Below are 26,406 nucleotides of genomic sequence, written 5' to 3' on the forward strand. Positions count from 1 at the left end.
TTGATGTCGGGTGATGCTGGCACTATAGGCCTGCGGCGACGAGCGTTCAGTGATAAAGTCACACAGCCAACCAAGATTATTCGTCCGGAGCCAATAATGGCGAAACACAGTATTCTGGAAACCCTTAACGAAAGCCTGCGCAAAGACACGCTGACGTCGATCAGTGTTATGCGATTTCCTCCAGGGCAGGTGCTTTTCAGCGCCGGGGAGCATTGCCGGGGGCTGCCATTGGTGCTTGATGGCAGCATCAAGGTCCAGATGACCGGCGTTTCCGGGCAGGGCATCGTGTTGTACCGGATGGGTGCTGATGATATATGCACCTTGTCGATTGGCTGCCTGATGACCGGCCGTGGCTACCGGGCCGAGGCCATCGTTGAGGAAGAGGCGGAAGCGGCGATCATCCCTCGAGGGCTTTTTGACCGGCTGATGGACCAGTCCGCCGAGTTTCGCCTGGCGATTATGGAGTCTTACGGAAAGCGCCTCGACGATCTCATGTTGCTGGTGGAGGAGGTGGCGTTTCGCCGGATGGATGAGCGCCTGGAAGAGTGGTTGCTGGCGCGGGCGAGTCATGGCCAGCGGGTGCTGACCATTACCCATCAGGAGCTGGGGATTGAGCTGGGCACGGCTAGAGAAGTGGTCAGCCGCCTGCTGAAGGAGCTGGAGCGGCAGGATCAGGTCAGGTTGGCCCGCGGCAAGATTGAGCTGACGGGGCTTGCCGATAAGCTAGCGCCTGCCTGAAACGCTGTGCACCAGTCGTGCCAGCTGCCCTGCGGTTGTTTCCAGATTATCGGCGGCCTGGGTGTAGGCCTCCTGCAGTTCCATCGGTGCAGGGGTAATGGAAAAGGCAGCAGACAACCCGAGGCGGTGCAATTCTCCCAGTTCCGCCCCCAGTTTCCCTGCCAAGCCAATCACCGGAACACCGTATTTTTTTGCCAGCGAAGCAACGCCGGCAGGGGTTTTGCCGTAGGCGCTCTGGGAGTCAATCGCCCCTTCGGCAGTGATCACCAGGTCCGCCTGGGCCAGATGGCTTTCCAGCTCCACGGTTTCCATCACCAGCTCTATACCCGGGCGCAGTTCCGCCCCCAGAATACCCGCAACCATGCCGCCGATTCCACCCGCTGCGCCACTGCCCGGAAAGCTGGCAATATCCATTCCTTGCTGTTCCACCAGGCGGGCAAAGTGCCCCAGATTGCGATCCAGCTCCACCACTTGCCGGGAGTCAGCGCCTTTCTGCGGCCCGAACACCGCTGCCGCGCCATTCGGCCCCAACAGAGGGTTGTTGACGTCGCAGGCCACAACCAGGTTTACTCCGGCCAATCGCTCCAGAGCAGGGGCCAGGTCCAGGCTGGCCAGTTCTGCCAGGCCGTTACCGCCGCCCGGTATGGGGTGGCCACCGTGATCCAGAAGACGTGCCCCGAGGGCTTGCAATATGCCAGCGCCACCATCGGTGGTGGCGCTGCCGCCCAGGCCCATGATCAGGGTTTTGGGTTTGTGCTCAAGGGCAGCCAGTATCAGCTCACCGGTACCAACGCTGGACGCTGTCAGGGCATTTCGGCTGCGGGCCGGCACACAGTGCAAGCCGCTGGCCTCGGCGACCTCAACAATGGCAATCTCGCCATCATTAACCAGACCGTAGTGAGCTGAGACGAGTTCACCCATAGGCCCGGTGACCTTAACCGTGTGAAGCTGCCCCCGGCGCGCCTCCGTCAGAGCCCGGGTGGTGCCTTCACCGCCATCGGCCAGCGGCACCGTCACAAGCTGGTCATCCGGGGCTGCCTGTCGCCAGCCCCGGGCAATCGCCTGGGCCACCTGTTCGGCGGCCAGGCATTCCTTGAAGGAGTCCGGAGCAATCACAATCCGCATATCAAAGTACCGCGAGAGAAGTGAGCCACACGGCGGCAATGGTCACAAGGCCCATGATCAGTGTTGCCGTCGTGTGGGACTTGTACGCCGTAGCGACGGTCATCTTGCTGAACTGGGACACGACCCAGAAGTAACTGTCGTTGGCATGGGACACGGTCATGGCGCCTGCGCCAACGGCCATGACAGTCAGCACCCGGCCCATGTCGGAGTCCAGGCCCAGCTGCGGTAGCAGGGGCGCGACAAGCGCTGATGCAGTAACCAATGCAACCGTTGATGAGCCTTGAGCAGATTTAAGGGCAGCGGCAACAATAAAGGGCATCAGAACGCCAAGGCCCAGGGTAGAAAGCGTATCGCCCAGATAGCTTCCCAGCGGCGTGGCGGCCAGAACCGCACCGAAGGCACCACCGGCACCGGTAATCAGAATGATCGGTGCCGCAACTTCAAGACCTTTGCTGGTGTGGCGGCCGAACTCGTCCAGTTTGCCCTTGCCTTGCAGCAGGGTAAGGGCAAAGCCAAGGCCAATCAGCAGGGCATTAAGCGGTTTGCCCAGGAAATTCAGTATCTCGTAGAGCAGTCCGTCACCGAGCGGAGCGGTAGGGTAACTGGCGACCGAACCAACGCAGATCAACAGAATAGGCACAAAGATGGGAGCGAATGCCTTACCGGCAGAGGGTAGTTCGCCATAGTGTTGGCGCGCTTCTTCAAAGGCCTCTTCAGCCTGTTCCAGCTCGGTGCTGGTCATATTCTTGCAGCGGGAAGCCCAGAACAAACCGGCCAGTGCTGCGATGATGGCGAAGATCAGGCCAACACCTATGACCAGGCCAAGATTGTTCTCCAATCCGAGATTGCCGGCGGCGGCGATGGGGCCTGGCGTGGGCGGTACCAGGGTGTGGGTGGCAAACAGGCCGGTGGACAGGGCAACGGTCATGGCGACCGGGGATACGCTCAGGGTGCGGGCCATGGAGCGTTTGAGGCTGTTGAGAATGACATAGCCTGAATCGCAGAACACCGGTATCGATACGATAAAACCCACCAGAGACATCGTGAGCGTGGGGAACTTCTGGCCCAGCAGTTTAATGATGGTTTCCGCCATCACAATAGCGGCCCCCGTGCGCTCCAGAATAACCCCTATAATGGTGCCCAGAACAATCACCAGGCCGATGTAGCCCAGGATGTTTCCAAAGCCGGCGCGGATGGTGGTCTCTATTTCAGACAGCGGCAGGCCAAAAGCGAATGCGGCCAGGAAAGACGCCAGCAGCAGGGTAATAAAGGGGTTCAGTTTCAGTCGGCTGGTGGCGAACACAATAAAAATTATGACTGCGACCAGAATCAGCACCAGATGCATTGGCAATCTCCAGAAAGGCTCTGTTTTTATCCGACTCTTTTGGTCGGTCTTGTGGTGCTAAGTGTAAAAGCTGATTGCCAATTGTTCGTTATTCATTTGACCAAAGATGCTCTATTTTTGTGCGACTAAACTGTGCATATGCATAACTTTGGTCAGCGGTTTTCCATAGCCATGTACAAAAACAGCAGGTCTTCCAGCCGAAAAGGGGACCAGCCGGTCAGGGTTTCAATGCCCTTGAGCCGGTAGCGAACGGAGTTCCGGTGTAGGTGCAGCTGGCTCGCGCAGCGTTGAATGTCTCCGTCTGCCTCTATAAAGGTTCTCAGGGTTTTGAGGTATTGCTCCCGGCGCGGGTGGGCTAGCAGGGGGCGAATGGCCTGGTTAAGCTGGAGTTGCTGCCAACCGGGGCTCAGGCTTTGCCAGAGTGCTGCCAGTGGAAAATCCTGAAATGAGAAGTGCCCACCCGAGGGCTGGCGTTGGTTACCTGCCTTCAGGGTAGCTTCGGCAGACTCATAACAGGCTTTCAGATTGCTGTGAAATACCGTGCCGGTAGCGGCAGACACTGAATTCCGGCTCGTTGCAGGGATGCGCCCCAAGGCCGCATTCAAGGCCTCTGCCGCCGGGCGTTCGGTAAAGAAGAAGGCGAGATATCGCTGTCGGGTAAGTAACACCAGTGCCTCGGGCTCGGTGCGTTCGAGGTCTCTGGACAAAGTAGCCATATCGGGTGGCCAGGGTGAGGTCGGCTTATTCGCCGCCAGTACAACCGCAATTCTTGGCTTGTGAAGGTCCAGACCGATTTGTTGTGGCCAGTCCTCGGGAACCAGTTCACCGTCGAGCAGGGCCTGAAGGGTATTCTGTATCTGGTTCCGGCGGTGACGAGTCACTTCGATCAGCGCTGCCTGCTCCAGAATCAGTTCTGCGGTAATTCGCAGCAGGTCGGCGTAGGGCAGTACTTTATCAGGGGTGCCGGAAATGCCGACAACGGCTACCACCGATCCGGACATCACTACGGGCAGGTTGACCCCGGGCCTGACCCCCGGGTATTCGCCCGCTTGGGCCTCATCTACCACCAGGGGGGTTCCGGTCTTGGCGACGGTTCTGGCTCCCTCGTGCATTTCACCCACCCGCCGTGAGTCGCCAGAAGCAATGATGATGCCTTCCGGTGTCATCACGTTCACCGAGTGGCCAATGACGGGCATGGCCCGGTCCACGATCCGTTGGGCGGTGGCCTGGTCAAGAGTGTTCATCGTTGTTCCTCACAGGCCGCGGTCTTTAACGCTTTCCATTACTACAAAGGTGCTGGTTTGCAGCACATGGGGCAGGCTGGAGATCTGTTCGCCAAGCACTTGCCGGTACTCGGCCATGTTTTTGGTTCTGACTTTAAGAAGGTAGTCGAAGTTGGCAGCCATCATATGGCATTGCTCAACTGCGGAGATTTGCCGAACCGCCGTGTTGAACGCCGCCAGCGCCTTGCTGCTGGTGTCGTTCAGGGTGACCTGGGCAAAAGCTACGTGCGACAAGCCAAGCTTGGTCTGGTTCACCATGGCGCTGTAGCCGGTGATGTAGCCCTGCTCCTCCAGGCGCCGCATCCGGATCTGGCAGGGAGTCTTGGAGAGGCCTACCCGGGAGGCAAGGTCTGTCACGGTTATGCGGCCGTTCTTCTGTAGTTCCCGGATGATCGAGAGGTCAATCCTGTCCAGATCCGCCATGGCTGCTATCCTTTTAGAAAGTCGGTCTGTTTTTTGTGCCCAGGTAATAATTCCTGTTCTTGGCCTGAATTAGGGGTAATGAGTTTGTAATTTCAATTCAAAAAAGGAAAAAGGTAAACCAATTTCGACCTGAATAGGTAAATAGTATATAGCGGCTTCGTTAAAATGCGGACAGTATTCCAATAAGCAGGAGGGTATCCCCCATGAGTCCACAGCAATCCATGACGTCAGAGCTTCATAACATCCGCAAGGCCATTCGTGCCAACTACCTGGCGGACGAGTATGAGGTTATTCATCGATTGATTGCTGAGGCTCAGCTCTCCGATGACGCTCGGGTGGCGATCTCTGCCCGGGCGGCCGATCTGGTTCGCAGCGTCCGTGGCAGTGCCCGCCCGACCATTATGGAAAAATTCCTTTCCGAGTACGGGTTGACCACCAAAGAGGGCGTGGCCTTGATGTGTCTGGCCGAGGCGCTGTTGCGGGTTCCGGATAACCTGACCATCCATGATCTCATCGAAGACAAAATTACATCCGGTAACTGGGGCGCCCACGTGGGCAAGGCCAAATCCGGACTGATCAATTCGGCCACCCTGGCCTTGTTGATGACCAGTAACCTGTTGAAGGACTCCGAGCGCCAGAGCGTGGGGGATACCCTGCGCAAACTGGTCAAGCGCCTTGGCGAGCCGGTGGTTCGTACCGTGGCGGGGCAGGCCATGAAAGAAATGGGCCGACAGTTCGTGTTGGGCCGGGATATCGAAGAAGCGCAGGAGCGTGGCAAGGCCCAGGAAGCAAGAGGCTACACCTATTCCTATGACATGCTGGGTGAGGCTGCCCGTACCGATGCCGACGCCCAGCGTTACTACCAGGCGTACTCCGATGCTATCGACAGCATCAGCAAGCGCTGCGAAGGTGATGTGCGCACCAATCCGGGTATTTCGGTAAAGCTGTCCGCACTGCTGGCCCGCTATGAGTACGGTAACAAAGAGCGGGTGATGAATGAGTTGATGCCCCGGGCCCTGAAACTGGCCCAGAAGGCCGCAGCGGCCAATATGGGGTTCAATATTGACGCGGAAGAGCAGGACAGGCTCGACCTGTCCCTGGATGTGATTGAAGCGATTCTGTCGGAACCGTCACTGAAAGGCTGGGATGGTTTTGGCGTGGTGGTCCAGGCCTTTGCCAAGCGGGCGTCCCAGACGCTGGATTGGCTCTATGCACTGTCTGAGAAACTGGACCGCCGGATCATGGTGCGGCTGGTGAAGGGTGCCTATTGGGATGCTGAAATTAAACGGGCCCAGGTGATGGGGTTGTCAGACTTCCCGGTGTTTACCCGCAAGGCCTGCAGCGATGTGTCGTATTTGGCGTGTTCCAAGCAGTTGCTGGGCATGACAGACCGGATTTACCCCCAGTTTGCCACCCACAACGCCCATTCCGTATCTGCGGTGCTGGAGTTGGCAAAAGGCCTGGGTCGCGACAAGTTTGAGTTCCAGCGGCTACACGGCATGGGTGAATCCCTGCACGACCAGGTGCTTGAAGACAGCGGTGTACCTTGCCGGATCTATGCTCCGGTTGGTGCCCACAAAGATCTGCTGGCGTACCTGGTGCGCCGCCTGCTTGAGAACGGTGCCAACAGTTCTTTCGTGAACCAGATTGTGGACACCAGTATCACTCCGGAAGAGATTGCCAAAGACCCGATTGATGTGGTGAAGACTCTGGGGCACAACCTGTCCAGCAAGGCGATTGTGCATCCGTCGAAGCTCTTTGGTGAGCAACGCCGTAATTCCAAAGGTTGGGACATCACCGACCCGGTAACCGTTGAGGAAATCGACGAGGGCCGCAATCGTTACAAGAGTCATCAATGGCACGGCGGTCCGGTATTGGCCGTTGAGCCCGCCAGTGATGAAGTGGTTGAGGTGCGCAATCCGGCCAACCCGGATGATCTGGTCGGCCACATTACCTACGCCTCCGAGGCAGACGTGTCTGCTGCCCTGGACGCTGCCCGGGACGGGTTCAAGCAGTGGTCGGCGCTGTCTGCGGAGGATCGCGCCGAGATGGTCCGTAAGGTAGGCGACCTGTATGAAGAGAACGTACACGAGCTCTTTGCCCTGACTACCCGGGAAGCGGGTAAGTCCCTGCTGGACGCGGTGGCGGAGATTCGTGAGGCGGTGGATTTCGCGATGTTCTACGCCAACGAGGGTGTCCGTTACAAAGAGGCGGGCGAGGCCCTTGGCGTGGTTTGTTGTATTTCCCCCTGGAACTTCCCGCTGGCCATCTTTACCGGCCAGATCCTGGCGAACCTGGCGGCAGGCAATGCGGTGGTCGCCAAGCCGGCGGAGCAGACCTCACTGCTGGCGGTACGGGCGGTTGAACTGATGCACCAGGCGGGCATTCCCAAGGCGGCTATCCAGTTGCTGCCGGGCACCGGGGCCACCGTGGGTGCTGGCCTGACCTCCGACGCCAGGGTGAATGGCGTTTGCTTCACCGGTTCCACCATGACCGCCCAACGTATCAACAAAGCCATGACCGAACACATGGAGCCGGACGCGCCACTGGTGGCGGAAACCGGTGGTCTGAATGCCATGATCGTGGATTCCACGGCTTTGCCCGAGCAAGTGGTGCGGGACGTTCTGGCGTCGTCATTCCAGAGTGCCGGCCAGCGCTGTTCTGCTCTGCGCATGTTGTACGTGCAGAAAGACATCGCCGACAACCTGCTGGAAATGCTCTATGGCGCCATGGAAGAGCTGGGCATTGGAGACCCCTGGCTGCTGTCTACCGACGTTGGCCCGGTGATCGACGAGAACGCCCGTAAGAAGATCAACGATCATTGCCAGAAGTTCGAGCAGCAAGGCAAGCTGCTGAAGAAGATCAAGGTGCCCGAGAGAGGCCTGTTCGTTTCCCCTGCGGTGCTTCAGGTGAGTGGCATTGAGGAAATGGAAGAGGAAATCTTTGGCCCTGTTCTGCACGTGGCTACGTTTGAAGCCAAAGACATCGACAAGGTTGTGGATGCGGTGAACGCCAAGGGTTACGGCCTGACCTTCGGCATTCACAGCCGGGTAGATAACCGGATTGAGCACATTGCCAGCCGCATCAAGGTGGGCAACACCTACGTTAACCGGAACCAGATTGGCGCCATCGTGGGCTCTCAGCCGTTTGGTGGCGAGGGCTTGTCTGGCACTGGCCCGAAGGCCGGCGGCCCGCAGTACGTGCGTCGCTTCCTGAGAGCGGAGGTGGTCCACAAACGGTCTGAGTCCAGCAACAAGGTACTCGGGGCTGACAAGGTGCAGAAGCTGATCGACAAGCTGGAAAAGGCCGAGGTACCGGCGGCGGATCGCCGTAAAGAAGCTCTGCGCCCCTGGTTCAAGAACGTACCGGCGCCTCTGGATCTGGGCTATGAAGAAATGCCAGGACCAACCGGCGAACAGAACCACCTGTCCTGCCATGCCCGTGGCACCATTTTGTGCCTGGGGCCGGATGCGGAGTCTGCGGTAGAGCAGGCTGGCACGGCGTTGTCACAGGGCAACAAGGTGGTTGTGATTGCACCGGGTGCCGAAAAAGCCCTGGCGGATGCCATCAAAGCCGGCCTGCCGGTAGTGGCCGCCGACGGCGTGATCGCTCCGGATGCACTGACCCAGCTTGAGGGCTATGCCGCCATTACCAGCGTGGCCGAAAAGCCTCTGCTCAAGCAATATCGCCAGGCCCTCGCCCGGCGCGATGGTGCGTTGCTGCCCATCATCACCGAGCACAAACTGGACCAGCGTTACGTGATCGAACGCCACCTGTGCATAGACACCACCGCCGCGGGCGGCAACGCCAGCCTGATCGCCTCCGCCGAGTAGGGTCTGTCCCCAAGGGTCTGTCCCCGAACGGGGACTGACCCACTTTTACCTCGGTCAATCTCCGAACCCCGATGCTTGGTGCGATTGGGGTCAGTCCCCATTCGGGGACAGACCCCGTAGCTAAAGGGTCTGTCCCCGAATGGGACTGACCCCCTTTTACCTCGGCCCATCTCCAAACCCCCGATACCTGGTGCGATTGGGGTCAGTCCCCATTCGGGGACAGACCCCGTAGCGACCCCGTAGCCACGTAGCAAGCGACCCCATCCTGCGCTAACATCTCACTCTAAATTCACTTCTCCAATCGCACCGCTGGCCCACATTGAACACACCCGCACCCAGCAAAACCACCGAAGCCGAATCCACCCAAACCTTCTTCGCAGTGTGCCTGTCACTGACGCTCTGCTTTGTTGTGTACTCCATGCTGATCGTCGTGGTCCCGGTCTACGGCCTGCAGCTGGGGGCCTCTCCCCTGGTGCTTGGTGCCGTCCTGAGTGCCCAGTATCTGTTACCTCTGGCCCTTGCTATTCCGCTGGGTGGGGTGGTCAGTCGTTTCGGCGGTCGCGCAACACTGATAACCGGTGCCAGCCTGATGGTGGCGGGGCTTCTGGCCATGCATCTCTGGCCTGGTTTTGGCGGGTTGGTCCTGGGACAGCTATTGGTTGGTCTGGCGCATCTCCAGATGGTTCTGGCGGCACAAACCATTATTGCCAACCTGGGCGCGGGTCCGCGCCTTGAGAAGTATTTTGGCTGGTACTCCACCTGGCTTTCCGGCGGACAGGTGATCGGCCCTCTGCTGGCAGGGCTGTTGCTGAGCGCCAGCGGAACGGCCTACGCGTTTCTGGTGATGGCAGCGTTTGCGCTGGTAGCCGGCGTGGTAGGGTTCTGGTTGACCGGCCAGGCCACTGAACGCATTCAGGTTACTCGAAAGCAGGCAGGATTCCGGGCCCAGTGGGCTTTGATGCAATCGAATCGCGGCGTACAGCTGTCGGTTCTGGTGACAGTATTGGGCATGTTTGCCCTCGGTGTTTACGGTAGTTACCTTCCAGTTTATCTGGAGAGCCTTGCAATCAGCCCGGTGATCATCGGGATATTGGTGAGCCTCAGGGCGGGGGTGTCCATGGTGATTCGTCCGTTCATGGCGTCGATCATCCAACTCGCCGGCGGCCGTGTGAATACGGTGTTTTTGTCACTGGTCACTGTGTCTGCAGGTATCACGCTTCTGGGTGCAACGGAGCAGGTTGTCGTCATGGGATTGCTCGCGGTGCTGGTCGGTATCGGCTCAGGACTTACCCAGCCTTTGTCCATGGTTATTCTTGCGGAGTCGGTTGACCGCGCCAAGCGCTCCGGTGCGCTGGGAATGCGATTGATGGCCAACCGCGCCATCCACTTTCTGGCACCGCTGATGTTCGGCCTTCTGCTGGAGTTGGGCGGTTTCGCACTGGCGTTCGGCGCCTCCGGTGTTGCCATCGCCGCCGCGCTACCCATAGGGCGAAAGCTGTTCAAGCCGTAATCCTTTGCAAATTGAACTTCGGTACTCGGGTGGTTACCATTCAGCCTGCAGAAATGAGGGGCTATTCCGTGACCAGATTACTGATTTTCTTGATTGTGGTTCTCGCAGCCAATACTGCGCACGCCAATGAATCCCGCTGGTTGCTGCAAACCAGTGTTTTCACAACCCACCACAATCCCAAACCGGAACACAACAACGACCAGAAACTGGTCTCGCTGGAATATGCCCGTGAGGACGATTGGGTGGTTGGCGGAGCAAGCTTTCTGAATTCTTTCAGCCAGCGTTCAGCGTATGTTTTCACCGGCCGGTACTTTGATTTCGGGCCGGGGCCAGTGTTTGCCAAGGTGACCGGTGGGCTGATGCACGGGTATCGGGGCGAGTATCGGGATAAGATTCCGCTGAATCACCTGGGCGTAGCGCCCGCTATTATTCCTGCGGTGGGGGTTCGAGGGCAGCATGTATCCTCGGAGCTTTCCTTTCTTGGTGCGGCTGCCGTGATGATAACTACAGGGTTACAGTTCTAGGCAGCTGTCAAGGATTCCTTGACAGTTCAGGTTCGCACATAACGTTGTCAGAATTGATGAGCCAGAAACAACAAAACCCGGACCTTTCGGCCCGGGTTTTGTGTAGGGAATTCTGGTCGGGACGGTAGGATTTGAACCTACGACCCCTTGCACCCCATGCAAGTGCGCTACCAAGCTGCGCTACGCCCCGTAAACTGCGGTCCACCAAGAAAAGAGGTTTATCTCAGTGGCTTAGCGGGAGCGAAGTCTACACCAGCCCACGATAAAAATAAACAGGGAGCTGGTGATTTTCTTCGGCGGGTTATCGCAGTTTGGTTTCCCGCAGTTTCAGGATGAATTCCGGCGGCTCAAAGGTATCGGGCTGGGCTTCTTCCCAGTATTTGTCGAATACCGTCAGGCCGGTTTTGCCTTCCTGCAGGGCGCCGGGTTCCAGAAACGGGAACAGGTCCAGATAGCTATGTATTTCCGTTTTGGAGACGCGCCGGACAATATGCTCGGGGCCCAGTTCGGAGGGGTGTTTCAGGCCAGAAGCTTCCAGCAGGTTCTGAAGGGCGTCCAGCGTGTTCTTGTGGTAGTTGAATACCCGCTCGCTCTTAAGCGGCACATCCAGCTTGGTGCCCCGGCGTGGGTCCTGGGTGGCTATCCCGCTGGGGCAGCGTCCGGTATGGCAGTTAAGGGCCTGGATGCATCCCAGGGCAAACATATAGCCGCGAGCGGCGTTACACCAGTCTGCACCGAGTGCCAGGGTGCGGGCGATGTTAAAGGCCGAGGTGATCTTTCCGGCGGCGCCAATGGCGATGTCTTCCCGAAGGTTGGTGCCTACCAGGGTGTTGTGTACCAGCAACAGGGCTTCGGTCATGGGCATGCCCAGCCGGTTGATGAACTCGAGGGGCGCGGCACCGGTTCCTCCTTCGCCGCCGTCTACCACAATAAAATCAGGCTTCTTGCCGGTTGCCAGCATGGCTTTAACAATGGCAAACCACTCCCAGGGGTGACCAATGGCCAGTTTGAAACCGACCGGCTTGCCACCGGAGAGTTCGCGAAGCTGCTCCAGAAACTCCAAGAGTTCCACCGGGTTGGAAAAAGCGGAATGGCTGGCAGGAGATACGCAGTCTTCGCCCATCTGAACGCCGCGGGCTTCGGCTATCTCCGGGGTTACTTTTTCTCCAGGCAATATGCCACCATGGCCGGGCTTTGCTCCCTGGGATAGTTTGACCTCTATCATTTTCACCTGATCAATGCAGGCATTTTCCCGGAACATATCCGGGTTAAAGCTGCCGTCCGGATGTCGGCAGCCGAAATAGCCGGAACCAATTTCCCAAACCAGATCGCCGCCTGGCTCCCTGTGGTAACGGGAGATAGAGCCCTCGCCGGTGTCATGGTAGAACCCGCCTTTGCGAGCGCCGGAATTCAGGCTGAGAATGGCGTTGGCAGACAGCGAGCCAAAACTCATGGCGGAAATGTTGAATACGCTGGCGCTATAGGGCTTGTCGCAGTTCTTGCCGATCACAATACGGAAGTCGCTGGAGCTCAACTTGCTTGGTGTAAGGGAATGGTTCATCCATTCGAACCCCTCCTCATACATGCCGAGTTGTGAGCCAAACGGTCTCTTATCGAGTACGTTCTTGGCCCGTTGGTAAACAATGGTGCGTTGTTCCCGGGAGAATGGCCGTTCTTCGGTGTCTGACTGGATGAAGTACTGCCGGATCTCCGGCCCCACGGACTCAAACAGGTAGCGAAAGTTCGCCATGATCGGATAGTTGCGACTTACCGTATGACTTCTCTGGAGCAAATCCCAGGTTCCCAGGGTGGTCAATCCAGCGAAAATCAATGGAATAACGTATCCAGCGCCTGCCCACAAAGTGATCGGTAAGGAAATGATCAGACCGGCAATGCTGATTACATAGGCCGAGTAGCGCAGCGGGAAGGTGGTGGTTTTCGCCATGGATACCTCTGTGGTTGGTACGGGTCACGCCAAATTGGCGTGGGTTCAAGTATATCTTACGGCTTGCAGTGCGGAGGGGTTCAGATAGATGTCCGGTTGTACTTTCGCCTCTGAAATCTGGTCTATGCTTGAATGTGCAGTGATGACACATGTCAACTTTTGATGTTTTGAGCTCAAAATAATAAGATGACTAGCTTGTAATCTATGAGGATAGATTCACAGCTAATGAACCCGAACGAATATTCAATCGTCACACCAGACCAGGAGGCGCCAACGTGGGCGAGGTAGTGAAAGACGAATATCAGACGGATTACGTCGCAGGCCAGGACAACATAAGACCGTTTGGACTGGACCTCCATAACTGGGTATTCCCGGTCACATCAGTCATTGTTGTGCTGTTTGTCATAGCAACCCTGATGTTCCCGACAGCCGCCAAGGAAACGTTGGACGGCATGAAGTGGGACATTATCGGATCCTTTGACTGGTTCTTCCTGATCAGTGCCAACATCTTTGTGGTGGTTAGCCTGGCCCTGATCTTCATGCCCGTAGGCAAAATACGGATTGGCGGTCAGGAGGCAACGCCGGAATTCTCGACAATGTCGTGGTTTGCCATGTTGTTCGCAGCGGGTATGGGGATTGGCCTGATGTTCTGGGCCGTAGCAGAACCCGTGGCTTACTACACCGGCTGGTATGAGACGCCGTTCAATGTAGAGGCGAACTCGGCCGAGGCCCGTAACATGGCCATGGGCGCGACTCTGTACCACTGGGGTCTGCACCCATGGGCAATCTATGCTGTGGTCGCCTTGTCGTTGGCGTTCTTTGCTTACAACAAGAACATGCCGCTGACCATCCGCTCAGCCTTTTTCCCGCTCCTGAAAGATAAAGTGTGGGGCTGGCCTGGGCATGTCATTGATGTGCTGGCAGTGGTCGCCACCATCTTTGGTTTGGCGACGTCCCTCGGCTTTGGTGCGCAGCAGGCTGCCTCGGGCCTGGACTACCTGTTTGGTATGGGCGCCGGGATCAATGTTCAGATGGCCATTATTGTTGGTGTCACGGCATTGGCGCTGATTTCGGTGCTTCGCGGTCTGGATGGCGGCGTCAAGGTGCTCAGTAACATCAATATGGTCACCGCTGGCGTCCTGCTGGCCTTCGTGATTTTCGCTGGCCCGACCCTGGCCATCGTCGAGACCATCTGGATTACTTCATCCACCTACGTGGCTAACGTGGTGCCTCTGAGCAATCCGTTTGGCCGTGAAGACGAGGCCTGGTTCCAGGGCTGGACTGTCTTCTACTGGGCCTGGTGGATTTCCTGGTCACCGTTCGTGGGTATGTTTATCGCCCGGGTGTCCAAGGGCCGGACAGTGCGCGAGTTTGTAACTGCGGTACTGATCATCCCAACCCTGATTACCACCGTGTGGATGAGTGGGTTTGGTGGCTCCGCCCTGGATCAGATCCAGCAAGGCATGGGTGCACTGGCAGAGGACGGCCTGACAGAAGTCTCGCTGGCGACTTTCCAGATGTTCGCCAACCTGCCGCTGACCGGAATCATCTCCTTTGTGGGCATTGTTCTGGTGCTGGTGTTCTTCGTAACATCGTCGGATTCCGGCTCACTGGTCATCGATAGCATTACGGCCGGTGGCAAGACCGATGCACCGACGGCTCAGCGTGTGTTCTGGGTGGTGATGGAAGGTGCGATTGCCGCAGCCTTGATCTTTGGTGGCGGTGACGACGCCCTGGGGGCCATTCAGGCGGTGGCCATCAGTGCCGGCCTGCCGTTCACTGTCGTGCTGCTGATCATGACATGGGGCCTGTTGAAAGGCCTGACACACGAACGAAAACTGTTGTTGCAACGCGGTGAGCTGCTCTGACGGAGCAGCCTTCACGGCCACAAAAAACCGGAGCCTGGTGCTCCGGTTTTTTGTGGCCTGCCATTTGTCAGAATTTCCCGAAAGCTCCCATCGCGTACTGAACACGCTCCCTGGGGCTGAAATGGGGGCGCTTGAGGGCCTCGATGTTTCTCAGCCTGGGTAACAGCCCCTCCCCGTTAGCCATCTGTATGGCCAGGCCAGGGCGTGCGTTGAGTTCCAGCAGCAGGGGGCCTTTCTGGGTGTCGACCACCAGGTCTACGCCCATATAGCCCAGCCCGGTGGCTTCATAGCATCGGGACGCCATTTCCAGCATGTCTTCCCAGCTGTCAATCTGGATGTTTTCCAATGCCAGGCCAGTGTCCGGGTGCAGGGTGATCGGGCGATTGAACTGAACCGCGTTGAGGCTGCGGCCGGTGCCTATGTCCAGGCCAACACCAACGGCTCCCTGGTGCAGGTTGGCTTTGCCATCGGAATCCTTGGTGGCCAGTCGCAGCATGGCCATCACCGGATAACCCTGGAAGATAATGATGCGGATATCCGGAACGCCCTGGAAGGAGTATCTGGCGAGGGAGGGGGTGGACTGTACCAGATCTTCCACAATCGCGACGTCTGGCGTTCCTGCCAGGGAATAGAGGCCGGCCAGAATGTTGGTCAGATGGCGTTCGAGCATAGCCACGGAAATACGGGCGCCAGAGGCCTTGACGTAGTCATCGCCATCTCGCCCGGTGATCACGGTAATGCCTTTGCCACCGGAACCTTTGGCGGGCTTGATGGCGAAGCCAGCGAGCCCCTCGGCAATTTCCCGAAAATGGGATATTTCGTGTTGCTGGCGAACTACCTGCAACAACTCCGGGGTTTTGACGCCGTATTCGCTGACTGCCAGCTTGGTTTTCAGCTTGTTATCAACCAGCGGATAAGACTCCCGTTCATTGTACCGGGAAATGTAGTCCACATTTCGCCGGTTCATGTTCAGGATGCCAAGCTTTTTCAGTTTTCTGGGGGAAATCCAGTCCATATCAGTCGTAGGCCTTCATCGGGGTAAAGCGCCTTAATTCGCTGAGCTTGTAACCGGTGTATTGCCCCATCAGCAGGATCAATCCCAGCACCACCAGATGCAGTTCCGGGAAGTTGAATGTCAGGTGCCCGGCCAGCGACGTGTTCATGGCCAGATAGGCACAAATTGCGACAAACAGGCTGCCGCTGCCTTGTACCATAACTTCGCGGGCACCTTCCTCTTCCCAGAGTATGGACATTCGTTCAATGGTCCAGGCAATGATCACCATCGGGAAGAAAGTGACGGTCATGCCGGTATTGAAGCCCATTTGATAGCCGATAATACTGAGTCCGGCGGTGATAAAGATCACCAGGATGATCAGCGCAGATATTCGTGAAACCAGAAGCAGGTTGAGGCTGGAGAGATAGCCTCGTAACAGCAGACCAATAGCGACTACCGACAGGAAAGCGATCAGTCCGGGCACCAGGGTTGTCTGAACAAACGCCACGGCAATCAACACGGGCATGAATGTGCCGGAGGTGCGAACCCCGATAACAATCCGCATAAATGCCACGATCAGAGCCCCGATGGGCAGTAGCAGTAGCATCCGGAACATGCTTTGCTCTTCGATCGGGAGTTGGTAGAACCCCAGTACCCCAAGGCCGTTCTTGTTGGCCTCCAGGGTGGCCAGCTGAAGTGCGGGCACCGTCTGCCGGAGCATGGAGAAGCTTACCTGGGAGTTGTCGCCGCCCACCACATCAAGCAGCGACTCCGACCCCTGGCGCCACAGCAGCAGGTTTTCCGGTACCCCCTGTTCGGCGGTTCTTGGGTCAAAGGTGAGCCAGCGGTCACCGTTATGTATCTGCAGGAACTGCATCAATTGCTGGCGGCGGCGGGCATCTTCCAGTTTGAGTGCGTCGGCGGTGCGGGCTGGGATGCCAGCATGATTCAGCATTCGAACCAGCATTTGCAGGTAGTTGTCGTCAGCCACCAGCAGGGTGGTGTTCTGGGTTCGGCTGTCAGGCTGAAGCAGCCGGATTAGCTCCCGTGTCAGGCTTTCCGGAGAGCTGGAGCGTTCGTTAGCCTGGCGCAGTACTTCGCGGACTGCGGTAGCCTGGGGTTCTTCCCAAAAGGTGGGGGTTGGCCTCGGTTTTCGTGACCGCGCGGATTCCCCGGCACTGTCATCAGGCACAAACTGGGCTTTGAAATAGAGTGTCTGGGGGCCGGAGACATCCCGTTTGGTCCACTCGGCGCGCCGGCTGCCAGAGGTTTCGATAATAGAGAAGCCATAGCCGGGGGACGCTGCTTGTTCGGTGAGGATGCTGAACCCCGGCGGGTGCTCGGGAACATGCAAACTGATCTGTGCGGCTTCATCCTGACCCAGAAAATCAACCCGCGCCTCAATCATCCAGACCGGCCGTTGCTCGCCCGTCATCCAGGGGACACCAAGCTCGATGTGACGCCAGGTGGCAATGGAAACGCCGGCGGCGATCAGTAGCATAACAAATGCGTAGAAAGGCGCTCTGGAGCGGACGGTCATGAGTCATCTCCGTTAACGGCTTGCCTACGGTAGGAGTCAGGAAGTTCCGTGGCGTATTCCTTACCCACGTCAATGAGCATGACATCCCGTAAAACGTTCCGGCCAATCAGTACCTCGTAGGTCAGGTTAGTCCTGTCGGCCAGGGTAAACTCGGCCACTTGCTGGTGGTCGCCGATGGCAAACTGGAGCTCAACCACCACGCGCCGTTCGGCTTCTTCGGCACTGGCCTGAATGACCCGAACACGGCGCGATATCTCCCGCTCCATGGTGACCCATTCGCCGTCTGCACCGGGCACAGGTACTTCAAAGCGTACCCAGTTGCTGCCATCCCGCTCGAAACGTTTGACGTTACGTGCGTGAATCGAGGATGTCTCTGCGCCACTGTCAATGCGTGCGGTGTAGATGTGCCCAGGGCCCGCCAGGTAAAACTTCTCTATTTCCCCCACAATCACTTTACCTTTAAGCCTGTCGGCGCGCCCCTGGTTCTCTGCAACTGCAGGGCAAACCGGTGCTGCGGCCGGTGGGCAAACGGGCCTTTCAACCTGGGTAGCGATGGCATCGAGAATGGTTTGTGTGGCAGTGTCACTTTTGTGGAGGAGTTGCTCATGCCTCACGGTGGCGTTGTTTTCCATCGTCACCTGCGTGGCTCTCTGGGTTTGTACCGACGTTCTCAAGTCTTCCATGTTATGTTTGGGGACCATGAAGTAACGATCTGCCGAGCAGCCGGTGATCACAAGCGCCATGGTTGGAATAACGAACATCAGGAAGCGCCGAGTATGGAAGAACCTGTAACCCATTGATTTCCCCTGAGCTGGCTGCAGAAGCGGTTTCTGCGACCGATTGCGAATGCAGCCTGTGAATGTGTTTCTGAATCAGGCGGCAAAGTATACTACACGTGACCTGTGTGAATACTTTACAGTTGGTTAAGGCCTTGAAAATCGACTCAGGGCGAAATCAGGTGTTCCTGTCCAAGGGCGGTTTCCGAGCGGAGAAATTCCTGGATCACCGGGGAGCAATTCAGATAGAACAGCAACAGTTCGCGCTGGATATCCTGATCCTGAATGCGGGAGGCAAAGCCTACGATGTCTTTCAGCGTCTGGTCGCTCACAGCGCTGTGTTCATTTGTGGGCACTGACTGGCCATAGCGAGAGTTGAGAAGTTGGGTCAGGCGCTCAAGGTGAAATTCGCCGGTGTGGGTGATGTGAGGCAATACCCGTACAGACTCGCGCCCCGAGTGCGCATCTGAGGTGCAAAGTGCGTCATCCATGCATCCCGCACCTGTTGCCGGCATGTTATCTACGCCCAGTTTTCTCCAGAGTGCCTTGAGCATGTGCTGGTCCTGCCTTGGCGCGTTCAGGGTTCGGAACCCTGCGCCGTTGAGAGATCCTTTTATTCCTTGTAGAGCAATTTACGTTAGCCGTAAAGAAGCGGATCCCGTCACTTGCCGGAAATGCCGATCAGTCGAGGGCGGAACTGAGATCGGCACAGGTAATGAGGGTTTAACGGGCAAAAAGTTCCGCGCTTGGGGTAGACTGGTTCGCTAACACTAACCATTGAAAATCTTTGGTGTTAACACGCTACGAAAGGAGTTTCACGCTGTGGTCGATACCCTGACCAATCTTATGGAGCTACGCCCCGAATGGCTGGCCGGCTGGATTATCACGCTTCTGGTGGCGTGCGTCGCCTTGTTTGCTGGCCTGGTCTGGGCCGCTTTGACAGTGCGCAAAGTTCGTGCCGCGCTGGATCTGAAGGCACAGGAGTTGTCTGATCAGAATGTCCTGTTGCGCGAATCGGATCAGGCTCAGGCGTTGCACCATCAACAGGTAAGCCATCTGGAACAGCAGATAGAGCAGCAGCGGCAAACCCTGCTGGAGCGGGATAACAGTCTCGAGACCTGGCGCCAGAAAGCCACCAGTCTGGAGAACCGATTGGCCTCTACAGATTCGGAGTTGGCCAGTCGCCGGGACCGGTTAAGCCAGCTGGAGCAGGAGAACCGGGATCTCCGACTGCGGGCCGAGAGCCTGAGCTATGAGTTCAACCAGCTGAAAGTGGAGCTCCGGGAACAACAGGTGACCCTTGACAAAGAGCGCCGCTCGGCAGCGGAAAAAATGGAGCTGCTTGAGAAAAACCGGGACGCCCTCAAACAGGAGTTCGAGAACCTGGCCAACCGCATCTTTGACCAGAAAAGCGAGCGCTTCAGTCAGCAGTCGAAAACCAGCCTGGATTCCCTGCTCAACCCGTTCCGGGACCAGCTCCAGGACTTCCGCAAACGGGTTGAGGATGTATACATCACCGAAACCCGGGATCGCCAGGCCCTGCGAAGCGAAATTAAATCGCTGCAGGATCTGAACCGCCAGATTACCGAGGAAGCCGCCAACCTGACTCGCGCCCTCAAAGGCGACAAGAAAGTACAGGGCAACTGGGGGGAATTGATTCTTGAGCGAGTGTTGGAACGCTCAGGCCTGCGCAAAGGCGTAGAATACGAAACCCAGGGCAGCTACCGGGACGAAGACAACCAGTTACTGCGCCCCGATGTCATCGTACATCTGCCGGACCAGCGCAACCTGGTGGTAGACTCGAAAGTGTCACTGCTGGCTTACCAGCAGTGGGTAGTGGCCGAGGAAGACAGCGCCCGTGACGAAGCCCTCAAGCAACACGTAGAGGCGGTGCGCAGCCATATCCGGAGCCTCAGTGAGAAAGACTACAGCCAGCTTAATGGCCTGCATTCTCCGGATTTCGTGCTGCTGTTCATGCCAATCGAGCCAGCCTTTGTGGCAGCATTCCAGCAAGACGAGAACCTGTTCGCAGAAGCCTTCGAGCGAAAGATTATTGTGGTGACTCCCACCACCTTGCTGGCGACCCTCAGGACGATTGAAAATATCTGGCGTTACGAGCGACAAAGCCAGAACGCCCGTCGGATTGCCGACCGGGCTGGCGCCGTTTACGACAAACTTCGGGTGTTTGTGGAGGCCATGGAGCGTTTGGGCACCCAGCTGCACACGGCTCAAGGCACCTATGATAACGCCATGAATACGCTGACTCGTGGCCGTGGTAATCTGATCTCCCAGGCCAACCGGTTTGTGGAACTTGGGGTTCGGGTAAAGAAGGAACTGCCCAAGGCCATTGTGGACCAGGCCGAGGTGGATGCGGATGACGAAGATGCCGATTCCGGCGAGCCGAAGCATGCCGAGCTTGACGCGCCTACAGACGCAGGTAGCGACGCACCAGAAGTGGCGGAAGAAGGCACCAATGACAATCAGGAGTAGCGGTATGTTGTCACCCAGAATTGTAAGCCTGGCCGGTGGGCGGTCATTATTGGCAGGCCTGGCGATGGTGGTCTCGTTGGCCACAGTTCCAGCCCAAGGGCAGTCGTTGGCGCCGGAGCATGAGATCCGTCGCCTGATGCTGGCGACTGAAGAAGCCGTTGCGACTGAGCGCTGGGGCGAGGCCAGTGAATACCTGAACCGTCTGCAGAAGATGGATGGCGAAAAACCAGCCGACTATTTCTTCTACCGGGGCCGGGCCATGCTGCAGGCTGGGCATCTTAACGAGGCCCGGGCTGCCCTTGAAGCATATGTCAGCCAGGCAGGGGTAGATGGGCCGCACTATCAGCAGTCTCTCAAGCTGATCACCGATATCGAGAAACAGAACCGGGAAAGTGTGAGAGCACTCGCCGGCGGCAACGGCGAAGTGAGAGAACCGGTGGCCATCATCGAGCCTGCGGGCGGCGAGGAGCTGAATAGCCTGCGCCAGCTGTACCTGGCCGGCTCAGACCGGGAGGCGTTGACCATACATCTGAATGCACTGCTGGACACCGCTGGCTGGCGCAGGGACAAAACCGTGGTGCGGTTGGACCGGCCGGCAGACATCCGGTACCGGGTGAGCGTTGCCAACGGTAACCTGAATATTCAGGAAATCACCCGGAACACCGATGACACAACCGTCCGGAAGTCTGTTTCATTGCCGGTATTTGGCGTAAACCCACAGCCCCGCTGGGACTGTGAACCCGCAGTGGGTGCCTGCTGGATTTATGATCCCAGGGATGGCTCCCGGCTGTTCCAGCTGGCTCAAAGCCGAAACCAGGTGAATGAGATTGCCCTTACCCTGGGCCGGCTGATTCGCAATTTGCAGCAGGGCAGTTCCGGCTCCTGATCCGCACCGGTTGGCAGGCTCTGGACGTTATTCGGCCAGGTCACCCCGTTCGCCCTCCCTCCAGGCGCCCGGGGTGACACCGGTCCACTTCTTGAAGGCCCGGTGAAACGTTGACGGCTCTGTAAAGCCCACCCGCTCGGCAATATCGTTGATCGGCAACTCCTGATGGCTCAGGTAGTAAATGGCCATATCCCGGCGCAGCAGATCCTTGATCTCCTGGAACGACGTATTCTCCTGCTTGAGCCGCCGCCTGAGTGTTTGCGGGCTGGTGTGAAGCTCCTGGGCAATCCAGTCAAAATCTGGCATGGGCTTGGAAAAATCCCGGCCAATCAGCCCCCGAATTCTACCTGTCCAGGTGTTGCTTTCGTCCGGCCGGGATAACAGATCCGCAGGCGAGGTTTTCAGAAACTGGCGCATCTCCGGCTTGTCGCGAATCACCGGGGCGGAGAGAAAACGCTTGCTGAAGGTGAGGGCGATGCAGTCGGAGTCGAACGCCAGTGGGCAATGGAAGATATGGCGGTACTCATCGCCATGCTCGGGGCGGGGATAGTTGAACTCCGCCTTCTCCAGCTCGACCGGCTGGCCAATCAGCCAGCTGCCCAGGCGGTGCCAGATCACCAGGATGCTCTCGCGCAGGAAATAGCTTGGGTCGTGAATCTCGCCCTCGATACGGGCCACCAGCCGGGCGTTGTCCTCGTTAACTTCCAGTTCCATGCTCACCATGGGCTCAAACAGGCGGGAGAAGCGGAACGCCTGCTCGTAGACTTCTTCCAGCGTCTGACAATTAATCACCAGGGCGCACATGGTGGCAAAGGTACCGGTGCGGGCCTTACGCGGCCCCATGCCCATAAACTCGTCACCGGTGCGGTTCCAGATCACCTGCATCAGCCGGCTGAACTGGTCGCTGCTTACCCGGGCCATGTCTATGCGCAGCAAATCCGGCGAAATGCCGGCCTCCTGCAGCAGCGCACGGCTATCCAGCCCCAGGCGCTCCGCGCCGGAGAGGGATGCTTCAACGAAATGCTTTGAAACCGTAAGGGTAGACATAACCGGTGCCATTGATGGAAACGATGTTCATCATAAGTGCCCCGAGGGACAATGCAACCATCTGATTTCGCGAAAGATGGAAGATTCTGCCAATGGGAATGAAGGAACCGGCAGTTGGCCCCCTCTGCAAAACCCGGCAGCATGAGCCACAGTAATAACAATACCTCAGATCAACCAATGGAGACGACCATGGCAGGACCACTGAACGCCCTGAAAATACTCGATTTCAGCACCCTGTTACCCGGCCCCTACGCCACCATGATGCTTGCCGACATGGGCGCGGAGGTGCTGCGTGTGGAAGCGCCGGACAGGGTAGACCTGGCCAAGGTAATGCCCCCGTTTGATGGCAAGTTCAGCACCACCTTCTCGTACCTCAGTCGTGGCAAGCAGACACTCCAGCTCAACCTGAAACAGCCTGAGAGCGTGGAGAAGGTGAAAGAACTGGTCAAAGACTACGACATCGTAGTGGAGCAATTCCGCCCGGGTGTGATGGATCGGCTGGGCATTGGCTACGAAACCCTCAAAGCCATCAACCCGAATCTGATTTACTGTGCCATTACTGGTTACGGCCAGACCGGCCCCTACAAAGACCGCGCCGGCCATGACATCAACTACCTGGCCATCTCCGGCGTCGCCAGCCACTGCGGCCGCGCCGACAGCGGCCCACCCCCCATGGGGATCCAGATTGCCGACGTGGCCGGCGGCTCTCACCACGCGGTGATGGGCATTCTCGCTGCGGTCATCCAGCGCCAGCAAACCGGGCAGGGCGCCTTCATCGACATCAGCATGACCGACGCCGCCTTCTCCCTCAACGCCATGGCCGGCGCCGCCGCCCTGGCCGGCGGCCAGCCCCAGAAGCCGGAGGGTGGAATGCTCAACGGTGGCACCTTCTACGATTACTACCAGACCAGCGATGGCCGGTGGTTGTCAGTAGGCAGCCTGGAGCCGCAGTTCTCCGCAAGGTTATGTGACACGCTCGGGCTCAGCGAGATGAAGAGCTTTGCACTGAGCCAGAACCCTGAACATCAGCAGAACTTGAAAGATGCCATTAAAGAGAAGATTGGAGCGAAAACGTTTGCCGATTGGCGGGCAACTTTTGCCGAGGTGGATGCTTGTGTGGAGCCGGTTTTGACGATTGAGGAGGCGGCGGAGCATCCGCAGATTAAGGCTCGGCGGATGGTGGTTGAGAGGGATCGGGGGGATGGTGTGGGGCAGCGGCAGTTAGGTTATCCAATTCGGCATGTTGCGGCGTCAGATTAAAGAGTGAATTGGCGTTCATTTACGGGCAAAAACTAAAGTCGTCTGCTAATTTGTGATAGTGAGTCAGGTTTTTGGCTCCTATCCAACAATTACAATGGACGATTTATTATGAGATGGCTAAGCGATAGTTCTCAACACGCCCACCTGGGTGTATTGAAAGCTGCTGGAGTAATGCTTGCTTCCAGCATGTTGTTAGTCGGTTGTTTTGGCGGCAGCTCATCGGGTTCCGGTTCAAGTGTCGACGAAACGCTATTCCCCGCAGACGGTAAGTTCAACGCTACCATTCGCAGAACCACCAATGGTGTGCCTCACGTCAAAGCCGACAACCTCGCATCGGCGGCATTCGGCGCGGGTTACGCCCAAACTCAGGACAATGTGTGTTTGTTGGCGGAGGCAATCGTCAAGGCCAGGAGCGAGAGAGCAAAGTATTTTGGGCCAGGGCCCGGGGATATCAACATCATCAATGATTTCAGTTTTAAGGCCCAGAAAATTCTGAGTGGCGCCGAAGCTGAATATCCGAGCCTCAGTAGTGAGACCAGAGCCCTCATCGAGGGATTTACCGCTGGCTACAATAAGTATGTGAAAGAAACAGAGTCGGCAGATTTACCTCCGGAGTGCCGGAATCAACCTTGGGTAAAAGAGATCACACCTGTTGATCTGTTTGCTCACTACCGGATCGTCGGTCAATACGCCAGTGGCGCTTTGTTTGCCACGGGAGCCGTATTCCTGGCAGTGCCGGACGGCGAATCACCTTCTCCAACACCGGTGATGGATGCGGCCTCACGAGATACCTCTTCCGATGAAATGCTACGGAAACTGGTTGCAAACGCAACGTCAAACGCGGCCAATCAAATCGATTATCAGGATTTCGGGCTTGGTAGTAACGCCTGGGGTGTTGGTGGAGATCTGACGGAGCAGGGTAAAGGTGCGTTGCTGGCAAACCCGCATTTTCCCTACACCGGCCACAGGAGGCTATACCAGGTCCAGATGACCGTTCCTGGCTACCTGAATACCAACGGAGCGGGGCTGCTGGGTACCGCGATTCCATTGATTAATTTCAATGAGAATCTGGCATGGTCTCATACGGTAACCACTAGCCGCCGTTTTACGTTATATGAATTGAAACTCAAAGACGGCGATAACTTCACTTACCTGAAGGATGGTCAGGAGCGGCCCATAACCTCGGAAACCTACAGAATCGAGGTGAACAACGGCTCTCCAACACCAACTATTCTTGAGAAGACGTTCTACTTCTCAGAGTATGGCCCTATGTTGGCCGCTGATGCGGTAACCAGCGGCGGCCTCCCCGCCTGGGGCGCAGCGGGTACTGCATACACCTATCGGGATGCGAATGCCTCTACTCAGCGGCTATTGGATACCTGGCTGCAAATGAGCCGGGCCAGTACTTTGGCTGAGTTCCGGCAAGTGTTCCAGAATTGCGGCACCACATTCTGGACAAATACCACCTACGCGGATGATCAGGGCAACGCCTATTACATTGACAGCAGCTCGGTGCCGCATCTTTCGGATGCTGCGCTGGCGGTTGTAGATTTTAAGCGAAAGGTCAGCCCCGAATACAATCAGCTCTTTAATGCAGGCCTGACTTTGCTGGATGGAAGTAAGTCCCGCGATGATTGGGTAGAGGGTGAATGCGGCGGTTTGGTGCCCTATGAAAAACGGCCTCAGTTACTTCGTACCGATTGGGTGCAAAACTCCAATGACAGTTACTGGGCAACCAACCCGGATGCTTTCCTGACAGGGTTTTCCCCACTCTTCGGCTCAGAAGAAACGCCCCTGAACCCAAGAACCCGTATCGGCATCAAAATGTTGCAAAACCCTTCTGATCCGGGATTTGCTGCCGGCGCGCCGGCTGGGCAAGATGGGAAGTTTGGGGCGATTGATCTGATCAACGTGATCTACAACAACCGTACCTGGTACGCAGAGGAGTTCCTGCCCGTGTTGCGGGACCGTTGTACGTTGATTGGCAGCGACCCCGTGAATCTTTCGGGCGGTGGCTCCAGGGCTGTGGAGGAGGCCTGTGATGTCCTGCAGGACTGGAATGGCGTATATGATGTGGATAGCGTTGGCGCCCATGTGTTCCGGGTATTTATTGCTAACTACCGGAACAGTTTTGGGGCGGACCTGACCGTTCCGTTTGATCCTAGCGATCCCGTTGCAACCCCCGCGTCGCCGTCAGAAGCTACTAAAGGTACGGCGGATGATGCAATGTTGATAGCGCTTGCCGAAGGGCTTGAAGCTCTGGATTCCGTTGGAATTGCCTACGATGTGGCGCTCGGGCAGGTGCAATACTATCAGCCGAGCGGTGGAGTGCCGCCTGGTGGTACCCCAGTTGAGCAGCTTCAGTCGTTTCCCTGGCATGGAGGTGACGGGACTATTGATGGCGCCTTTAATGCGATTGGCGTAGTGGCCTCGCCTGTTGCCGAAGACACGGTATTTCCAAGGATTGCCCCTTCGACCATTGGTAACACGGCGGGGCTTTCTGATCAGCCTGGCGAAGGTTGGTTGATGGCCAGGGGGACCAGTTGGCATTTCGGTCTGGAGTTCACAGACGAGGGCCCTCAGGCTTATGGACTGGTGAGCTACTCCCAGTCGAGTGATGAGGGATCCCCATACTTCAATGATCAGGGACTGCGTTACTCGGAGAAGGATTATCGGAAGCTGTACTTCAGTGATGGTGAGATTGAGGCGAATCTCATTCCCAACGGGACGATCCAGATCATGACTGAGTAAGGCGGGAAGAGCGCGGGCGTTGCAACAACGGACGCCCGTGCTATTTGCTAGCTAGAGGTACAAAAAAA

The 26,406-nt window shown here is 57.3% G+C and carries 19 protein-coding genes and 1 tRNA gene; 9 read left to right on the forward strand and 11 right to left on the reverse strand.

Going from position 1 to position 26,406, the window contains the following annotated elements; translation table 11 throughout:
- Positions 1-96 precede the first annotated feature (96 nt).
- On the forward strand, positions 97-738 hold the full coding sequence (locus RVM24_RS02670) for a Crp/Fnr family transcriptional regulator (RefSeq protein ID WP_286920530.1): 642 nt from the start codon (positions 97-99) through the stop codon (positions 736-738).
- Here the strand turns inward: RVM24_RS02670 and RVM24_RS02675 are convergent.
- From RVM24_RS02675 to RVM24_RS02690, 4 genes are all read right to left on the reverse strand, one after another.
- Entirely contained in the window at positions 724-1,863 is a 1,140-nt protein-coding gene (locus RVM24_RS02675) for a glycerate kinase (RefSeq protein ID WP_286920529.1), read from the reverse strand. The genes RVM24_RS02670 and RVM24_RS02675 overlap by 15 nt on opposite strands.
- 1 nt (position 1,864) lies before the next feature.
- A complete protein-coding gene (locus RVM24_RS02680; protein ID WP_286920528.1) occupies positions 1,865-3,208 on the reverse strand; it encodes a GntP family permease in 1,344 nt (447 codons plus the stop codon).
- A 152-nt stretch (positions 3,209-3,360) separates the two neighbouring features.
- Positions 3,361-4,452: a CdaR family transcriptional regulator gene (locus tag RVM24_RS02685; protein WP_420195377.1), complete on the reverse strand. Its 1,092-nt coding sequence runs from the start codon at positions 4,450-4,452 to the stop codon at positions 3,361-3,363.
- 9 nt (positions 4,453-4,461) lie between these two features.
- Positions 4,462-4,914 carry an Lrp/AsnC ligand binding domain-containing protein gene (locus tag RVM24_RS02690; protein ID WP_061331707.1) on the reverse strand — a complete coding sequence of 151 codons (453 nt, stop codon included), beginning with the start codon at positions 4,912-4,914 and terminating at the stop codon, positions 4,462-4,464.
- A 203-nt stretch (positions 4,915-5,117) separates the two neighbouring features.
- Here RVM24_RS02690 and putA point away from each other — a divergent pair, with 203 nt between their 5' ends.
- From putA to RVM24_RS02705, 3 genes are all read left to right on the forward strand, one after another.
- Positions 5,118-8,747 (forward strand): bifunctional proline dehydrogenase/L-glutamate gamma-semialdehyde dehydrogenase PutA, encoded by a 3,630-nt coding sequence (gene putA, locus RVM24_RS02695; protein ID WP_431474916.1) that lies wholly within the window; start codon positions 5,118-5,120, stop codon positions 8,745-8,747.
- 319 nt (positions 8,748-9,066) lie between these two features.
- Positions 9,067-10,257: an MFS transporter gene (locus RVM24_RS02700; protein ID WP_431474917.1), complete on the forward strand. Its 1,191-nt coding sequence runs from the start codon at positions 9,067-9,069 to the stop codon at positions 10,255-10,257.
- 68 nt (positions 10,258-10,325) lie between these two features.
- Positions 10,326-10,781, forward strand: a complete 456-nt coding sequence (locus RVM24_RS02705) for a sn-glycerol-3-phosphate transporter (RefSeq protein WP_106695996.1) — start codon at positions 10,326-10,328, stop codon at positions 10,779-10,781.
- A gap of 113 nt (positions 10,782-10,894) precedes the next feature.
- On the opposite strand, the gene RVM24_RS02710 is transcribed toward RVM24_RS02705, so the two are convergent.
- A tRNA-Pro gene (locus tag RVM24_RS02710) sits at positions 10,895-10,971 on the reverse strand.
- 111 nt (positions 10,972-11,082) lie between these two features.
- Positions 11,083-12,726 (reverse strand): FMN-binding glutamate synthase family protein, encoded by a 1,644-nt coding sequence (locus RVM24_RS02715; RefSeq protein ID WP_431474918.1) that lies wholly within the window; start codon positions 12,724-12,726, stop codon positions 11,083-11,085.
- A gap of 275 nt (positions 12,727-13,001) precedes the next feature.
- Between RVM24_RS02715 and RVM24_RS02720 the strand changes: the two genes are divergently transcribed.
- Positions 13,002-14,594: a BCCT family transporter gene (locus RVM24_RS02720; protein ID WP_106695358.1), complete on the forward strand. Its 1,593-nt coding sequence runs from the start codon at positions 13,002-13,004 to the stop codon at positions 14,592-14,594.
- A 67-nt stretch (positions 14,595-14,661) separates the two neighbouring features.
- Here RVM24_RS02720 and RVM24_RS02725 read toward each other — a convergent pair whose 3' ends face one another.
- From RVM24_RS02725 to RVM24_RS02740, 4 genes are all read right to left on the reverse strand, one after another.
- Positions 14,662-15,609: an alpha-L-glutamate ligase-like protein gene (locus tag RVM24_RS02725; RefSeq protein ID WP_106695359.1), complete on the reverse strand. Its 948-nt coding sequence runs from the start codon at positions 15,607-15,609 to the stop codon at positions 14,662-14,664.
- Position 15,610: 1 nt separating this feature from the next.
- Positions 15,611-17,128 (reverse strand): inactive transglutaminase family protein, encoded by a 1,518-nt coding sequence (locus RVM24_RS02730; protein WP_431474919.1) that lies wholly within the window; start codon positions 17,126-17,128, stop codon positions 15,611-15,613.
- Entirely contained in the window at positions 17,125-17,925 is an 801-nt protein-coding gene (locus RVM24_RS02735) for an ATP-dependent zinc protease family protein (RefSeq protein WP_431474920.1), read from the reverse strand. The genes RVM24_RS02730 and RVM24_RS02735 overlap by 4 nt, the downstream gene beginning before the upstream one ends.
- 146 nt (positions 17,926-18,071) lie before the next feature.
- Complete coding sequence (locus RVM24_RS02740; RefSeq protein ID WP_431474921.1) at positions 18,072-18,458, reverse strand: hypothetical protein; 387 nt, start codon at positions 18,456-18,458, stop codon at positions 18,072-18,074.
- 268 nt (positions 18,459-18,726) lie between these two features.
- Between RVM24_RS02740 and rmuC the strand changes: the two genes are divergently transcribed.
- Positions 18,727-20,394 carry a DNA recombination protein RmuC gene (gene rmuC / locus RVM24_RS02745; protein WP_431474922.1) on the forward strand — a complete coding sequence of 556 codons (1,668 nt, stop codon included), beginning with the start codon at positions 18,727-18,729 and terminating at the stop codon, positions 20,392-20,394.
- Positions 20,395-20,398: 4 nt separating this feature from the next.
- Entirely contained in the window at positions 20,399-21,280 is an 882-nt protein-coding gene (locus tag RVM24_RS02750; protein WP_431474923.1) for a tetratricopeptide repeat protein, read from the forward strand.
- Between the two features lie 27 nt (positions 21,281-21,307).
- Here RVM24_RS02750 and RVM24_RS02755 read toward each other — a convergent pair whose 3' ends face one another.
- Positions 21,308-22,327, reverse strand: coding sequence for an AraC family transcriptional regulator (locus RVM24_RS02755; RefSeq protein WP_106695362.1), 1,020 nt, complete (start codon positions 22,325-22,327; stop codon positions 21,308-21,310).
- A 189-nt stretch (positions 22,328-22,516) separates the two neighbouring features.
- Between RVM24_RS02755 and RVM24_RS02760 the strand changes: the two genes are divergently transcribed.
- The gene (locus RVM24_RS02760; protein ID WP_431474924.1) at positions 22,517-23,587 is read left to right on the forward strand and encodes a CaiB/BaiF CoA transferase family protein; all 1,071 of its coding nucleotides are present in this window, start codon (positions 22,517-22,519) and stop codon (positions 23,585-23,587) included.
- A gap of 171 nt (positions 23,588-23,758) precedes the next feature.
- Positions 23,759-26,338 carry a penicillin acylase family protein gene (locus tag RVM24_RS02765; protein WP_431474925.1) on the forward strand — a complete coding sequence of 860 codons (2,580 nt, stop codon included), beginning with the start codon at positions 23,759-23,761 and terminating at the stop codon, positions 26,336-26,338.
- Positions 26,339-26,406: the final 68 nt, after the last annotated feature.

The sequence above is a fragment of the Marinobacter sp. KM021 genome (assembly GCF_050707965.1).
Classification (GTDB): domain Bacteria; phylum Pseudomonadota; class Gammaproteobacteria; order Pseudomonadales; family Oleiphilaceae; genus Marinobacter; species Marinobacter shengliensis.

Coding starts and splice junctions, on each gene's coding strand:
- RVM24_RS02670 (WP_286920530.1), top strand. CDS start 97: ATGGCGAAACACAGTATTCTGGAAACCCTTAACGAAAGCCTGCGCAAA.
- RVM24_RS02675 (WP_286920529.1), bottom strand. CDS start 1,863: ATGCGGATTGTGATTGCTCCGGACTCCTTCAAGGAATGCCTGGCCGCC.
- RVM24_RS02680 (WP_286920528.1), bottom strand. CDS start 3,208: ATGCATCTGGTGCTGATTCTGGTCGCAGTCATAATTTTTATTGTGTTC.
- RVM24_RS02685 (WP_420195377.1), bottom strand. CDS start 4,452: ATGAACACTCTTGACCAGGCCACCGCCCAACGGATCGTGGACCGGGCC.
- RVM24_RS02690 (WP_061331707.1), bottom strand. CDS start 4,914: ATGGCGGATCTGGACAGGATTGACCTCTCGATCATCCGGGAACTACAG.
- putA (WP_431474916.1), top strand. CDS start 5,118: ATGAGTCCACAGCAATCCATGACGTCAGAGCTTCATAACATCCGCAAG.
- RVM24_RS02715 (WP_431474918.1), bottom strand. CDS start 12,726: ATGGCGAAAACCACCACCTTCCCGCTGCGCTACTCGGCCTATGTAATC.
- RVM24_RS02725 (WP_106695359.1), bottom strand. CDS start 15,609: ATGGACTGGATTTCCCCCAGAAAACTGAAAAAGCTTGGCATCCTGAAC.
- RVM24_RS02730 (WP_431474919.1), bottom strand. CDS start 17,128: ATGACCGTCCGCTCCAGAGCGCCTTTCTACGCATTTGTTATGCTACTG.
- RVM24_RS02735 (WP_431474920.1), bottom strand. CDS start 17,925: ATGGGTTACAGGTTCTTCCATACTCGGCGCTTCCTGATGTTCGTTATT.
- RVM24_RS02740 (WP_431474921.1), bottom strand. CDS start 18,458: ATGCTCAAGGCACTCTGGAGAAAACTGGGCGTAGATAACATGCCGGCA.
- RVM24_RS02750 (WP_431474923.1), top strand. CDS start 20,399: ATGTTGTCACCCAGAATTGTAAGCCTGGCCGGTGGGCGGTCATTATTG.
- RVM24_RS02755 (WP_106695362.1), bottom strand. CDS start 22,327: ATGTCTACCCTTACGGTTTCAAAGCATTTCGTTGAAGCATCCCTCTCC.
- RVM24_RS02760 (WP_431474924.1), top strand. CDS start 22,517: ATGGCAGGACCACTGAACGCCCTGAAAATACTCGATTTCAGCACCCTG.
- RVM24_RS02765 (WP_431474925.1), top strand. CDS start 23,759: ATGCTTGCTTCCAGCATGTTGTTAGTCGGTTGTTTTGGCGGCAGCTCA.